At 55.9% G+C, this 14408-nt stretch carries 10 protein-coding genes; 4 read left to right on the top strand and 6 right to left on the bottom strand.

Features of this window, described 5'->3' with window-relative positions:
* Positions 1-321: 321 nt before the first annotated feature.
* Both hisF and hisH read right to left on the bottom strand, forming a co-directional pair.
* A complete protein-coding gene (gene hisF / locus ACY692_RS05755; RefSeq protein ID WP_462324393.1) occupies positions 322-1101 on the bottom strand; it encodes an imidazole glycerol phosphate synthase subunit HisF in 780 nt (259 codons plus the stop codon).
* Positions 1091-1732, bottom strand: a complete 642-nt coding sequence (hisH, locus tag ACY692_RS05750; RefSeq protein ID WP_462324392.1) for an imidazole glycerol phosphate synthase subunit HisH — start codon at positions 1730-1732, stop codon at positions 1091-1093. The genes hisF and hisH overlap by 11 nt, the downstream gene beginning before the upstream one ends.
* Positions 1733-2118: 386 nt before the next feature.
* On the opposite strand from hisH, the gene rfaD reads away from it, so the two are divergent.
* The 3 genes from rfaD to ACY692_RS05735 all read left to right on the top strand — a co-directional run bounded on the left by rfaD (position 2119) and on the right by ACY692_RS05735 (position 6042).
* On the top strand, positions 2119-3105 hold the full coding sequence (gene rfaD / locus ACY692_RS05745; RefSeq protein ID WP_462324391.1) for an ADP-glyceromanno-heptose 6-epimerase: 987 nt from the start codon (positions 2119-2121) through the stop codon (positions 3103-3105).
* Positions 3106-3136: 31 nt separating this feature from the next.
* Entirely contained in the window at positions 3137-4450 is a 1314-nt protein-coding gene (locus tag ACY692_RS05740) for a nucleotide sugar dehydrogenase (protein WP_462324390.1), read from the top strand.
* Between the two features lie 392 nt (positions 4451-4842).
* Positions 4843-6042: a class II fructose-bisphosphate aldolase gene (locus ACY692_RS05735; protein WP_462324389.1), complete on the top strand. Its 1200-nt coding sequence runs from the start codon at positions 4843-4845 to the stop codon at positions 6040-6042.
* 179 nt (positions 6043-6221) lie between these two features.
* On the opposite strand, the gene uvrA is transcribed toward ACY692_RS05735, so the two are convergent.
* Positions 6222-8978 carry an excinuclease ABC subunit UvrA gene (gene uvrA / locus ACY692_RS05730; RefSeq protein ID WP_462324388.1) on the bottom strand — a complete coding sequence of 919 codons (2757 nt, stop codon included), beginning with the start codon at positions 8976-8978 and terminating at the stop codon, positions 6222-6224.
* Between the two features lie 856 nt (positions 8979-9834).
* Between uvrA and ACY692_RS05725 the strand changes: the two genes are divergently transcribed.
* On the top strand, positions 9835-10257 hold the full coding sequence (locus tag ACY692_RS05725; RefSeq protein ID WP_462324387.1) for a cysteine-rich small domain-containing protein: 423 nt from the start codon (positions 9835-9837) through the stop codon (positions 10255-10257).
* 107 nt (positions 10258-10364) lie between these two features.
* Here ACY692_RS05725 and ACY692_RS05720 read toward each other — a convergent pair whose 3' ends face one another.
* The 3 genes from ACY692_RS05720 to gltX all read right to left on the bottom strand — a co-directional run bounded on the left by ACY692_RS05720 (position 10365) and on the right by gltX (position 14397).
* Positions 10365-11321 carry a hypothetical protein gene (locus tag ACY692_RS05720; protein ID WP_462324386.1) on the bottom strand — a complete coding sequence of 319 codons (957 nt, stop codon included), beginning with the start codon at positions 11319-11321 and terminating at the stop codon, positions 10365-10367.
* Between the two features lie 17 nt (positions 11322-11338).
* On the bottom strand, positions 11339-12796 hold the full coding sequence (gene cysS / locus ACY692_RS05715) for a cysteine--tRNA ligase (protein WP_462324385.1): 1458 nt from the start codon (positions 12794-12796) through the stop codon (positions 11339-11341).
* Positions 12797-12903: 107 nt separating this feature from the next.
* Positions 12904-14397 (bottom strand): glutamate--tRNA ligase, encoded by a 1494-nt coding sequence (gene gltX / locus ACY692_RS05710; protein ID WP_462324384.1) that lies wholly within the window; start codon positions 14395-14397, stop codon positions 12904-12906.
* Positions 14398-14408: the final 11 nt, after the last annotated feature.

Below are 14408 nucleotides of genomic sequence, written 5' to 3'. Positions count from 1 at the left end.
ATTTTAAGGGGCTATTGTTTTTTTACTACAGAAATCTATTTTAGGGCCCGGAGTATAAAGGCGACGGGGATCTGATAGGATTAAGTTTTTCAAAATGTATGCCGTTTTTTGCTGGATTTTGATTGTCTTTTAATCCGAAAAGTTGGCGAGAATTTGTTGCGGATATGGTTTCTTTGCGAAGAAAAATTCATGCCCGATTTGGATTTTTTCAAGCGTGGCTTGGGGAGTGCCGTGTTTCAGGTTCCCCAAAATGCAAAAAAACCGGGCATCCCGTTCCTTGGGGATGCCCGGTTGCGTAGCCAAAAACAGGATAGGGGTGTGTTACCAAACAGAGCGCACCTTCACCCCCTGGTTTGCCATATGGTCCTTGATCGCGGATATGGTGTACTCTCCGTAGTGCACGATGGAGGCGATCAGGGCCGCTGAGGCCCCTCCGGTTGTCACGGCCTCGACCATGTGTTCGGGGGTTCCCGCTCCGCCCGAGGCGATTATCGGGACATTGACGTTGTCCACGATCATCCTGGTCAGATCGAGTTCGTATCCATCCTTGGTACCATCGGCGTCGATGGAATTGAGGCAGATTTCGCCGGCGCCGAGTTCAACGACGTGCTTGGCCCACCATAGGGCATCGATCCCCATATGTTTGCGGCCGCCGTGGATGACGATCTCATATCCCGAGGGGATGGCCCCGGTCTGTTCCACCTTGAGGACGTCCATGCCCACGACAACACATTGTGAGCCAAAGGCCGTGGCCCCCTGGGTGATGATTTCCGGTGTCTTTACTGCAGCGGAGTTGACGGAGATCTTTTCCGCGCCGGCCCCGATAACGGCGCGCATGTCTTCGAGGGTGCGTATGCCCCCTCCTACGGAAAAGGGAATGAAGATGGTCTTGGCCACTTCTTCGACCACCTTGAGCATGATCCCCCGGTGTTCAGCAGAGGCGGTAATGTCGTAGAAGACGATCTCGTCGGCCCCCTGTTCATAGTATATGCGGGCCGTTCCAACCGGATCGCCGATGTCCACGTTGCCCTTGAATTTGATCCCTTTGGTCAGTTTGCCGTTCCTGACATCGAGGCAGGGAATGATCCGTTTACTGAGCATTGTTCTTCTCCCTGCAATATGTTGCGAAGTTTTGTAGAATTTTGAGCCCCGGACGTCCGCTTTTTTCCGGGTGGAACTGCACCGCCCACAGTCCTTCCCGGCCGAGGACGGAGCAGAAATCCTGTCCGTAACGGGTAGTGGCTATGGTGTGGTCGTCATCGGGTTGTGTGTAGTAGCTGTGCACAAAATAGAATTCTGCACCATGCGGGATTTCTTTGAACAGAGGGCAGGGGTGGTGCAACCGGATCTGGTTCCAGCCCATATGCGGTATCCGGATGGGCTCGCCATTTTCCTCTTTTAGACCGGGGGGGAAGGGAATGCACTCGCCGGGAATGATCCCGAGTGTCCGGGTATCGTTTTCACGGCTGTGCTCGAGGATGATCTGACAGCCCAGGCAGATGCCGAGGAGTGGTCGTTTGTTGGCGGCGCACCAGGTGATGGTTGCGTCCAGTCCGGTTTTTTTCAGGTGGTCCATGGCCGAACCAGCGGCACCGACACCGGGAAAAATGACCCCGTCGGCCTGGGTGATGGTCTCCGGATCATCGGTGATGGTACAGGGGATGCCGAGATGATCAAGGGCACGGCGGACACTTGTCAGGTTGCCGGCCCGGTAATCGACGATGGCGAGCATAGGTAGTTCCTCAACATGATAACAGGTGACTAAAAATACAGGAAATTCCGGTCCGGAAAGACCCAGGCCAACCCCTTTGCTTTTTTTCGTCTCCCGGGGCTCGATAAAACGGGTGATCCTTGGATCGCTGCTGTGAATCTATCCGGAATGATTGCCTTTATGACTATTTTTACCGGGAATTGCTACTAAAAATACAAATGTGTAAAAAGTATCTTAGCTGGAATGCTTGCGGTCCGCAATCGTTGCGGCGGTGGATGAATATTTGAGTATTTTCCGGATTGGGATTAGATGGCGTTCTACAGAGACGCTCGGGCGGATACCCAGGCCGGGCAGAAAGCATGTCTTGATCATAACACAATACCGAGGGTTCAAGGAGTCGTTGAAATATGTATATTGTCACAGGTGGGGCCGGGTTCATCGGCAGCGCGATGGTCTGGAAACTGAATCGTATGGGGATCGAGGATATCCTTGTGGTCGACAATTTGAGCACCGGGTCCAAATGGAAGAACCTTGTGGGGCTGAGGTACTCGGACTACATGCATAAATCCGTCTTTATCGACAAGGTGCGCAGTGGCGGAATATGTGGCTCTGTCGAGGGGATTGTCCATATGGGGGCCTGCTCATCCACCACGGAGCAGGACGCCGATTACCTGATGGACAACAATTTCCACTACACCCGCACCCTGGCCGGATTCGCCCTCGATAAAAGGGCCCGGTTCATTTATGCCAGCTCGGCCTCTACGTATGGCGACGGATCACAAGGGTTTGACGACGATCCCGGAAAGATGGACGACCTGGTGCCACTTAATATGTATGGGTATTCCAAGCAGCTCTTCGACCTCTGGGTGAAGAAAAACGGCCTGCTCGACAAGGTGGTCGGGCTCAAGTTCTTCAACGTGTTCGGTCCGAACGAATACCACAAAGATGATATGAAGAGCGTGGTCTGCAAGGCATACCATCAGATAACCGCAACGGGAAAGATGGGGCTTTTCAAGTCCTACCGGCCCGATTACAAACACGGTGAGCAGAAGCGTGACTTCGTGTATGTCAAGGATTGTGTCGACGTGATGTGGTGGCTTATGACCCACGGGGGGGTAAACGGGATCTATAATGTGGGGACCGGCCAGGCCAGAACCTGGAACGATCTCGTCTTGGCCGTTTTCAGGGCCATGGACAAGGATCCGTCCATCGGGTACGTGGATATGCCGGAGGCGATCCGGGATAAATACCAGTACTACACCCATGCGGACATGGACCGACTGCGTGCCGCCGGATGCCGGCTCGGGATGCAGAGCCTCGAGGATGCTGCGGCCGATTATGTGGTGAACTATCTCGATCGGGAAGAGAGGACGTTGAGGGCCGGTGAGAAATAACAGTGCCAAAATATAACCAAATGATAATTTTATGATTACCTACTCTGATCTCAAGAATAAAAGGTTGCCTGTCGCCGTTGTCGGTCTTGGGTATGTCGGCCTCCCCCTGGCGGTCGCTTTTGCCGAGCACTTTGATGTCATCGGTTTTGATATCAATACGGACCGTATTGCCCAGCTCGAAAACGGTGAGGACCGCACCCTGGAAGTGGAGGATGAACGGCTACAAGCCGTGAGCATGGAGCTGACCTCGGACCCCTCGGCCATCGAGCGTGCCGGAGCCGTCATCGTTGCCGTTCCCACACCCATTGACAGGAACAGACGCCCGGATTTGACCCCGGTCGTCAGTGCCTCCACCGTTGTGGGCAAAAATCTTGGCAAAAATACCGTGGTTGTTTTTGAATCCACGGTCTATCCCGGGGTGACCGACGACATCTGCGGCCCGATTCTGGAAAAGGAGTCCGGCCTGGTGTGTGGTGAGGATTTTTTTCTCGGGTATTCCCCTGAGCGCATCAATCCGGGCGACAAGGTCCATACCCTTGAAACGATCACCAAGATCGTTGCCGGGCAAAATCCCCAGGTCACCTCCCTGCTCGGGGAGCTGTATTCCACCGTGGTCCAGGCGGGTACCCATGAGGCGTCCTCCATCAAGGTCGCCGAGGCGGCCAAGGTTATCGAGAACACCCAGCGTGATCTCAATATCGCACTGATGAACGAGCTCTCACGGATCTTTGCCATGATGGATATCGATACCCTCGAGGTTCTCGAGGCCGCCGGAACCAAGTGGAATTTTCTTCCTTTCCGTCCCGGGCTTGTCGGTGGCCACTGCATTGGCGTGGATCCCTATTATCTGACCTTCAAGGCCGAGGAACTGGGGTATCACCCCGAGGTCATCCTTTCCGGTCGCCGGATCAACGATTCCATGGGCCCCTTTGTCGCCCAAACCATGGTCAAAAAGATGATCCGCAGAAGCTGCACCATCAAGGGGGCCAGAGTCGGTGTCCTTGGGTTGACCTTCAAGGAAAACTGTCCGGATTTGCGCAACACGCGGGTCACGGACATTGTCGCCGAACTCGAGGAGTTTGGCTGTGAGGTCCTGGTACACGATGCCTATGCCGACAAGCTGGAGGCCAAAGAATACTACGGTATCGAACTCGAGCCCCTGGAAAGGCTCACACGGCTTGACGGCCTGGTCATTGCCGTTGCCCACGATGCATACAAGGAGCTGGGGGGTGGGGCCCTCACCTCGATGTTCAGGGATCCGGAAAAATCGATCGTCGGTGATATCAAAGGGATACTTGACCAGAAAAAAGCAGGGAGCCGAAAGATCACTGTTTGGCGTCTGTAGGGTATTTTGTAGGAAGAAAAAGAACAGCTGGGTCCCTTGTTTGTGGCCGTACCCAAAAAGAATACCGGTCCTATCCGCGGATAGGACCGGTATTCTTTTTTTTATCTGGTCTCCGGACTCGATGACGCAGCACGCCAACGGTCCCCGGCCCGGTTGTGATCCATACCCCATCCCTTGATCGGCGAGGGGTGCGCTCAATGGAATCTGGAGGATGATGGCTGGAAACGAGCTATGGTGAATGGATGGATTTTTTGGGAATATCCTTTGTCATCCCGGCTGTTTTATGGCATATTCATACCTATTGATGCCATGTTACTTTTGAAGATGGTTGTTCTTCGTTTGTGCGCGCTTATCGCCGGTCTCTCAACTCTGTCGAGCCAAGGAGGTATCTGATGCCGAGATCCATTTCCGAAACCGCTTTTGAACATGTGCTGACCATTGGTCGTCCTCCGAACATTGAAAGGCTTTTCCCAAATTCACGGGCCCTTATTGTCAGCGGCAAGGCTGTCGATCGTGCGCTCCGGGCCAAATCCCGGGCCATGACCATCGCCGCCAACGGCCGCAACCTCTCCGTCATCCAGGGTGTGCTCGCGGCGGCGGAACGGGCCAATGCGGCCGTCATACTTGAAATCGCCAAGTCGGAGGGAGGAGAGAAGGCCTATTGCGACACCTCGTTCTGGAATCTGGCCCGCAAGGTCGATTATGTGTGCAATGCCATGGATATCAGGGTACCCGTGGCCATCCATGCGGACCATTATGCCATCAAGGGGGGTGCGGACGTTGAACGGGGCAGGACCGAGATCCCTTCGCTGTTTGACGCCGGAGTGACCTCCATCGCCATCGATGCGTCCCATCTTCCGGACAGGGAGAATCTGCACGCCAACCTGGAACTCGCTCCATTGATCCCCACCTGGGCCGGATACGAGACAGAGGTTGGGGAGATAAAGGGCAAGGAGGGACTCTCCACGCCCGAGGAGGCCTTGTACCTGATCAAGGGGCTTGTGGACCATGAACTCTATCCGGACTGGATCGCTCTGAACAACGGAACGACCCATGGGATCGAAAAAGAAGGCCAGGGGATCCAGGTGGAATTGACCCGGCAGATCCATGATACCCTGTCCGGGTACAAGATATCCGGGGCCCAGCATGGAACCTCAGGGAACAATTCCGAAAGGCTCAAGGCGATTGCCGCATCGACCAGAACGACCAAGGCCAACGTGGCCACGGCCCTGCAGATGATCTCCTGGGGGGTCAGGGTCAATGACTACGGCAATGCCCAGCTCGATGATGCCGGGGCGTTCATCAAGGAACCCGACAAGGGGGTTCCCATGGATGTCTGGCAGGAGATGGTCGCCTATGCGGACACGCAAGGATTTTCCGGTGGGAATTACAAGAAAATCAACAAATCCTTTGAGAACCGTTTGCTCGGGCTTCCCAGGGATATCCGCGAACGTATGGCCAAAGGGGTGGAAACGTTCACCTATGATCTGCTCACACGGGTTTTCAACGCCGAAGACACCGCGGATCTGGCCATAGAGATGCTCATGGAAGAAGGGGGCCCCGATCTGGGCACCAAGATGGAACGGGGGTAGGTTGTACGTTGTGGGGTAGGTTGTAGACCATGCAACGTGGGGCGTAAGGGGATGCGGAAGGTGCCGCGTTGTTCCTTACGCCCCACGTTTCGTGCGGTTATCGGTTGTTTTACTGTTTGTTGTTCTTGGATCAGGCCGTTCGCCAAAAGGGGCAGGAGACCCCGTCCGTTTTCTCCCGATCAGTCTTCCCAATGTCCACGCAAAAAATTGCCGGTTGCCGAATGGTTATCCTCAGAGATTTCCTCCGGGGTTCCCTGGGCGACGATGGTTCCACCGTATTCTCCGCCGCCTGGTCCAAGGTCGATGACATGGTCGGAAGCTCCGATGACGTCCAGATTGTGCTCGATGACCAGAACCGAGGCCCCCTTGTCCACGAGACGGTTCATGACATGGATCAGCTTGCCCACCTCGTGCATATGCAGACCAGTGGTCGGTTCGTCGAGGATGTACAGGGTTCCGGGGAGTCTCTTTTTGCCGAGTTCCCGGGATATTTTGATCCGCTGGGCCTCCCCGCCGGAAAGGGTGGTCGCGGGCTGCCCCAGGCGAATATACTCCAGCCCGACCTCTTCGAGCACCCCGAGTCTGCGGTGCAGGAGTGGATACGGATCAAAGAATTCTCTGGCCTGGCGTACGGTCATTCCAAGCACGTCGGCAATGTTTTTGCCCCTGTAGGTCACATCGAGTGTCTCACGGTTGTACCGTTTCCCCCCGCAGACCTCGCAGGTGACAAAGACGTCCGGAAGAAAGTGCATCTCCACGCGGATCTGCCCGTCTCCCTGGCAGGCCTCGCAGCGTCCCCCGCGGACATTGAAGCTGAAACGTCCGGGGGCATACCCGCGTTTGCGGGCTTCCTTGGTCGAGGCGAATATTTTCCGGATTTCATCGAATATCTTGGTATAGGTCGCCGGGTTGGACCGGGGTGTCCGTCCGATGGGGGTCTGGTCGATGAGAATGATCTTTTCGATGGCATCGAGTCCTTGTGCTCCGCCAATCTTTCCCGGCCGCTCCACCTTGATCCCCCTGGCCAGGGCGATGTGTTTATAGATAGAGTCCATGACCAGCGAACTCTTTCCCGAACCGGATACCCCGGTCACACAGACCAGGCTTCCCAGGGGAATGGAACAGTCGATGTTCTTTAAATTATTGGTGGAAACGTTTTGGATCTCGAGAAATCCTTTGGACGGTCTGCGTTTTTGGGGCCTGGGTATGGACAGCTCGCCGCGCAGGTATTTTCCGGTCAACGAGGGGGCGTGCTCCAAAAGGCCCTGGACGTCACCGGAATAGATGAGTTCCCCGCCCAGAAAACCGGAACCGGGGCCGAGCTCTATGATGTGGTCGGCTGCCCGGATGGTCGGTTCGTCGTGTTCGACCACGAGAACGGTGTTTCCCCTTTTCTGCAAGCTGCGCAGGGTATCTATGAGCCGGGCATTGTCGCTGGGATGCAGACCGATACTCGGCTCGTCCAGCACATAGGTCACCCCCACGAGCCCTGATCCAAGCTGGCCGGCCAGCCTGATCCTTTGTGCCTCACCCCCGGAAAGCGTGGACATGTTCCGTCCAAGGTTGATGTAATCCAGACCCACGTTGACCAGAAAGGACAAGCGGTGGCAGAGTTCCTTGAGCAGCGGTGCGGCGATCTTTTTCTTCACCCCGGAAAAGGTCAGTTTTTCAAGCCAGGTTAGGGTCCGGGAAATGGACCAGGAGCAGAGGTCCTCGATACTTGCGTTCTCGATTTTGACGGCCAGGGCTTCGGGACACAGGCGGGCCCCATGGCACGCAGCACACTCGGTGGTCTGTCTGAAGCGGGCCAGTTCGTCCCGCCAGATAGAGCCGTAGGCCTGGCCCTGTTCCATGAGCGCGAGGACTCCGGGCCAGTCGTTTTTTGCATCGCCCTGGAAGAGGTGTTGGCTGGCACTGGGAGAGAATTCCCCGAGCGGGGTCGTCAGGGTGAACCCATGGGCCTTTCCAAGCCGGGCCAGATCATCCTTGAACCGTGCAAATATGCGCGGCTTTTTCCAGGGAATGATCCCGCCCTTTGAAAGACCCAGACCCTTGTTCGGGGCCAACAGGTCGGGCTCGAAATATTCCACGCTCCCGAGTCCGGAACAGGCCGGACAGGCACCCTGGGGGCTGTTGAAGGAAAAAAGCTGGGGCGAGGGTTTGGGCAGACTGATCTTGCAGGCCGGACAGACCGCTTCGGTGCTAAAGACGGTCTCTTGCCCCCCCACCACCTGCACGGCGATCCGTCCTTGGCCGTATTGCAGGCCGAGCTCCACGGAATCGGCCAGTCGTTTGCGCATATCCTTCTTGACCACCAACCGGTCGACCACAAGGAAAATGGTGTGACGTTTGTTCTTTTCCAGAGAAGGCAGGGGGTCAAGGGGCACGATGTCCCCGTCAACGCTTGCCCGGACAAACCCCTGTTTTTTGAGCTTTTGTAGAAGCTCCGCGTGGGTTCCTTTTTTGTGCTCGACCATGGGGGCGAGGAGCAGAAATCTGCTGGCCTCTTCCAGGTTCATGATATCGCTTATTATCTCATCGCTGGTCTGGGGTTCGATGGGGCGACCGCATTCAGGGCAGTAGGGGGTGCCCAGTCGGGCAAAGAAAACGCGCAGGAAATCATATATCTCGGTGACCGTTCCCACGGTGGATCTGGGGTTTTTGGAGGTGGTCCCCTGTTCGAGGGAAATAGCCGGCGAAAGTCCTTCGATCAATTCTACATCGGGCTTGTCGAGTTGGGGAAGGAACTGTCTGGCATAGGCCGATAGGGACTCGACATATCTTCTCTGTCCCTCGGCATAGATGATGTCGAAGGCGAGGGTGGATTTTCCCGATCCCGACGGACCACAGACGACGACCAGCTGATCGCGCGGGATATCCATGTCGAGGTTTTTCAGATTGTGCTGTTTGGCACCGTGGATCTGTATGGAGTGCATGCGTGGTCCGTTGTATTGATTGGTTTGCTATTCCCGTGCGCTCAAAAAACGGGGGAGGCCGGGATGCAGGAGTGGGACAAAGACATATAAGAAGCACAACGGATCTGGCAAGTAATCAGGCGGGATTGGAAAGGCCCCTGCATATGTGGGATATCCCACATATGCAGGGGCCGGGAGAGGTCGGTATTGAGATCTTTTCGAGGGGTCAGCAGGGTTTCCGGCTGAACCCCATCAGGGTGAAGATTGCCGCGCTCAAAAGCCATGAGGCCAAGGGTAACGGGGTTTGGGTCGTTGACGCAGGGACGGTTTGGTCTTCGTTCGGTTGTGTCCGGTATCTCTCACCTGTCTGGTTCTTGTTGCCACGATAGGCCTGCGACCATGGACCTGAACGGTTAGATTGACCTCCCGAGATCCGATTGCCCGCGGCCGGATACGGAAGACTCGGCCAGGGATAGACCGATCGGTGTGTTGCATTGTGGTCCGGCATAAAAAAATTTTCTGCCCTTTTCCTTGGATTTTTTTGCCCGCCCCTGGCAATCCCTGTGGGAAGGAACATTCCCGAGGATGGGTAGTTCGGGGGCATTATCGTTTGTGCTGGGACCATGTTCGGTCTTGCCAGAGAAAATTCCGGGAATTCCTGACCAAGGTTGTGGGACCCCCCGGGGACAAGGAGGTTCGATGAGTAGGAGTTTGATTGTGAAGGGTACAAAATGGCACAGCAAAAGAGCATCAACATGAGCGGGAGCAGGGGAGAGTTTTCAGTGGGCATGGATCGGTCCTCCTTGGGTACAATTACCCAAGACAAAACAAGAAAAATGCCACGCAAAAAAATGGATATGATTCCTGAGTGTTGACAATGATTCCACCCATATCCAACCGTGATCCACGGTGGTGTTTCCGGAAAATCCGGAGTCGGGCAGTAACTATTTGTCGACGCAGGGGCTGGCCGGCTGTTTTAAATAAACATTCCAACATGTTTGTAGGGAGTTTTTTAATGGACGGATTGGTGCGTGCTGTCTCCGGGACGGAAAGTTTTTGCCAGAACCTGAATTGCCCCTATTTCCCCTGCCACCCGGGGGCCGACCCGCAAACCTTCAACTGCAAGCATTGTTATTGCCCACTGTACGTTATCTTTTGGAAGGATTGCGGTGGAAACTTCACCATGCTCGAAAACGGAATCAAGGATTGTTCCAATTGTCTGGTCCCCCATGGGCCTGGAGGGCATGAGTATGTTGTCGGAAAGTTGCGGGAATATTTTGGAAGGATGGGAGGGAAGTAGAGGGGGGCGGTTTTAGGTGTTAGGTGTAGGCATGGTGACATTGGGCAGCAATGGCATTCCACCGGGCCGGCATGTATGCGTTCCTTTATGGTACATTCTACTTCTCCTTACCCCCACGCCGCGTACAGAATTCCGAGGACGGCGAGCGATCCGATGCGCAGTCCCTGGTTGGCCACGATCAGCTGCATGGCCAGGCCGGGCTTGAAGATGCCGGCATAGACCGGAAGCTGGTGCCTGAACGCACGCATGGGAGAGGAGAGGATGTTGCCGACGACAAGGGCGAGGACGATGGACTTGACCGAGATGAGTCCGTTTTCAAGAAGGGCCCCGGCAGCGGCTGCGCCTGCGGAAAATTCACCGCTGACCTGCAGAGCGATCACTCCCACGGCCTCGGTGGGGAACCAGGAAAGGGCGTGGGCATGGGCACCAATGGCCGATTCGATCCATGCGAACACGCCCATGTCCGAGGCGAGAAAGACCAGAACATAGATGGGCACGGTGACCAGGACGATCCGCTCCATCCGTTTTGCAAAGCGCGAAAGGGTCGAGGTGACCACCGTCTTGATATTGAAGGCTTTTTGTTCGGGAAGCTCGCAGGTCACGCACCCCTCTGGAAGGGGGGGCAGGAAGACCCTGCAGGAAACGATCATGATACATGTTCTAAGCCCTGCGGCCGCAAGGGTGAGGCCGATATAGAAGGGAGCCGCCTGTCTGAGCAGGGGCGTGGCGATCATGACCATGGTCGGTAGGTGCAGAAAATAGATGGGTAGACTGTTGAACAGGTTGGAGATGATCACCCCTTTGCGGGTGATTTTTTTTTGGGCAAACCCTTCGGCCAGCATGGAATTGGCCGTGATCCCGGAAAAAAAGGCCATGGCAAAGCTGGCCCCGGAAAGGGGGGGGAGATGGGCGATACGCACCAGGGGCGTGGCCAGCTTGGCCATGAACGTGGACCAGCGCAGGTTCTCGATGAAGATACCGACGAGAATGCCCAGGGAGATAAAGAACAAAAGCCGAGCAAGGGGCGGCAGGATATGCTGGACCAGGGGTAACGGATCGACCATGGGAGGTTTGGGTTCTTTTAGGCTACATCCCAGGTGGGGCCCTGGGGGGTATCCTGAACGGTCACGTCCATGGAAGCCAACTCTTCACGGATTGTGTCGGCCATGGCAAAGTCCTTGTCTTTTCTTGCCTGTCCCCTTTGGTCCATGAGTTCCATGACCCTTTTTTCATCGATCCCCTTGCGTTTGGCCCTCATGGTCCGGAGTTCGGTGAGCAGGGTTTTGCTGTGTCGGGTGAAAATCCCGAGGATCTCTCCCCAGCGGCTCAGGTCGTCTAGGATCCGCTCAAAAATCTCTTTGGCAGCCTGGCTTTTTTTCCAGTTCTTGTCTTCCATGATCCGGTTTGCCAGCCGTGACAGGGTAAAGACATGCCCCAGGGCTCCTGCAGTATTTAGATCGTCCTGCATGGCCCTTGTCCATCCCTCTTCCGCCTTGCCGAGTTCTTCTGTGAGCTCTTCGGGCAGCGGGGACTTTTTCCATTTGGACCGTCCGAGTTCCGTCTCGATGAGCGATTTGGTCGTGTAGATCCGCCTGATCCCTTTTTCCGCCTCGTCGATGGCCTCGGTGGAGTAGTCCAATGGGCTGCGATAGTGTTTGGTCAGCAGGAAGAAGCGCAGTACCTCCGGAAGATAGTGGTCGAAGATGTTCCGGATGGTCGTGAAATTTCCAAGGGATTTGGACATCTTTTCGGAATTGATCTGGACGAATCCGTTGTGGACCCAGAAACGGGAAAATTCCACGCCATAGGCGGCCTCACTCTGGGCCCTCTCGTTTTCGTGGTGGGGAAAGGAGAGGTCCTGGCCGCCGCCGTGGATGTCAAAGGGCATGTCCAGATATTTTTTGCTCATGGCCGAGCACTCCAGATGCCATCCTGGTCTTCCCTGCCCCCAGGGACTCTCCCATGAGGGTTCGCCGGGTTTGGCCGCTTTCCACAGTGCGAAATCCAGGGGATCCTCCTTTTCCTCGCCCGGGGCTATGCGCGCGCCCGACTGGAGATCCTCGATCTGCCGGCCCGAAAGGGTGCCATAGGATTCAAAGGTCCGCACCCGGTAATACACGTCCCCCTTGTCCGTGGCATAGGCATGGCCCCTGTCGATGAGCAGTTCGACCAGCCCGATCATCTCGGTGATATGCTCGGTAGCCCTGGGCTCCATATCGGGACGCTTGATCCCGAGCTTGTCCATGTCCTCGTAGAATGCATCGATGTATGTTGCGGCAATGGCGTCCGAGGTCGTGTTCTCCCGGTTGGCCCGGTTGATGATCTTGTCGTCCACGTCGGTAAAGTTGCGGACAAAGGTGACCTTGTAGTCCTTGGCGAGCAGGTATCTGTACAGGACATCGAAGACCACGCAGGAACGGGCATGGCCGATATGGCAATAGTCATAAGCCGTGATTCCGCAGACATACATGCGAACATGGTTGTCGATGATGGGGGTGAATTCCTGCTTTTCCCGAGAGATGGTATTGTAGAGTTGCATAGAAGGATTTCCTGTAAAGTATGGCTGACCGAATGGGATGGATTTTTAGCAATTTCAGCAATTTCAGCAATTGAAGAGACTTTGGAAATTTTATAGATTTTAGGGGGTTAAGGGGTATAAACATCATGGTCGCCTGCAAGAGCGATCGCGTCACGCATCCGGCTGATGATCTGGTCGCCGGTCAATACGGCGAAGAGCTGTTTGATCTCCGGTCCCTGGCTCGTCCCCATCAGTCCCATGCGTAGGGGGAGATAGAGATCTTTGCCCGTGACCTGTGCGCGTTTGGATGTTTCTTTGAGAATCCCGCCGATTCCGTCAAGGGGCAACGGGGTGTTCGACGGATAATCCTCCCGGCGGATACTCCCGAGGAACAGATCAAGAAAGGTTTTGATGATCCTTTTGCTCTGTCCCTGTCTAAGAAGATCGATGGCCCCGGGGCTGTAACATACATTGTCATGGACAAGGGGGGCCAGCAGGGGGGTGAAACCGTGGCCACAGGCCGCGTTGGGCTGGACCGTGGTGACAAGGGCCGTCTTGCGTTCGGCGGGCAGTTCCTGCCAGGGCGCACCCAGGGATTCAAGTCCCTGGATATGTGGAAAAAGTTTTTCGGCATCCAGTTTGTGCCAGTAGGCCCGGCTCAACTGGTCGAGTTCCTCCGCCAAGAAGACCCCGTTGCCCCGGCCAAGGCGCATGGGATTGAACCGGTCCACGAGCTCCTCAGGGCAGGTGACGATCTTTTTGCCCTTGATAGCCCCGGAGAGTCCTGCAAGATAATGGACCAGGGCCAGGGGATGGACGCCTGCACGCATGAGATCAGGGATACTCCTGGCCCCTGTGCGTTTGGAGAGCTTGCGCTGGTCCTTGTTCACCAGCAGGCCGTGGTGGGCGAAATGCGGCGTTGTTTTGGCCATGGCCTTGTACAGGAGGATTTGCCGGGCCGTGTTCGTCAGATGGTCCTCGCCGCGCAGGACCAGTGTTATCTCCATGTCCAGGTCATCGACCACGACGGCCAGATTGTAGCTCGGCCAGCCGTTGCTCCTAAGGATGACAAAGTCACCAAAAGCCTGGGTGGGGATGGCCATCTCGCCCTTGATCAGGTCGTGGAATCCGACGCTCTGGCTATCCTGGTCCACACGGAAACGGATGGTGTAGGGATGTCCCTGTTCCATTTTGATCCATGCCTCTTCCGGTGCAAGAGCGGAACATGTACCCGTGTACCGTGGGGGCAACCCCTTGGCCGCCGCCGTCTCCCGGTCTTTTTGCAACTCGGCCTCGGTGCAGAAGCAGGGGTAGGCCAGCCCCCTGTCCATGAGAGAACGCGCTGCCTCCTGATAGCGGTAAAGCCGCGTGCTCTGGCGGACAATCGAATGGTCGGGCTCGGTGCCCATCCAGGCGAGGGAAGACAGGATGGAGGCCTCGGAAGAAAAACTCGAGCGCTCCCTGTCCGTATCCTCGAGACGGACACTGAAATGGCCTTGGTGTTTTCTGGCGATGAGCCAGTTGAGGATGGCCGTTCGGGCATTGCCCAGGTGCATTGCCCCGGTGGGGGAAGGGGCGAAACGGGTGTGCCAGGGGATGGGGGTCATCAGAGTTGTGGGCATGGCTGTATCGG

Source organism: Desulfoplanes sp., assembly GCF_054921335.1.
Note: the sequence above shows the minus strand (reverse complement) of the source record. Positions and strands in the feature narration are given on the sequence as shown.

Bases quoted from the DNA above. Each gene is read 5' to 3' on its own strand.
- hisF (WP_462324393.1), bottom strand. From the start codon at position 1,101: ATGCTCAGTAAACGGATCATTCCCTGCCTCGATGTCAGGAACGGCAAA.
- hisH (WP_462324392.1), bottom strand. From the start codon at position 1,732: ATGCTCGCCATCGTCGATTACCGGGCCGGCAACCTGACAAGTGTCCGC.
- rfaD (WP_462324391.1), top strand. From the start codon at position 2,119: ATGTATATTGTCACAGGTGGGGCCGGGTTCATCGGCAGCGCGATGGTC.
- ACY692_RS05740 (WP_462324390.1), top strand. From the start codon at position 3,137: ATGATTACCTACTCTGATCTCAAGAATAAAAGGTTGCCTGTCGCCGTT.
- ACY692_RS05735 (WP_462324389.1), top strand. From the start codon at position 4,843: ATGCCGAGATCCATTTCCGAAACCGCTTTTGAACATGTGCTGACCATT.
- uvrA (WP_462324388.1), bottom strand. From the start codon at position 8,978: ATGCACTCCATACAGATCCACGGTGCCAAACAGCACAATCTGAAAAAC.
- ACY692_RS05725 (WP_462324387.1), top strand. From the start codon at position 9,835: ATGATTCCACCCATATCCAACCGTGATCCACGGTGGTGTTTCCGGAAA.
- ACY692_RS05720 (WP_462324386.1), bottom strand. From the start codon at position 11,321: ATGGTCGATCCGTTACCCCTGGTCCAGCATATCCTGCCGCCCCTTGCT.
- cysS (WP_462324385.1), bottom strand. From the start codon at position 12,796: ATGCAACTCTACAATACCATCTCTCGGGAAAAGCAGGAATTCACCCCC.
- gltX (WP_462324384.1), bottom strand. From the start codon at position 14,397: ATGCCCACAACTCTGATGACCCCCATCCCCTGGCACACCCGTTTCGCC.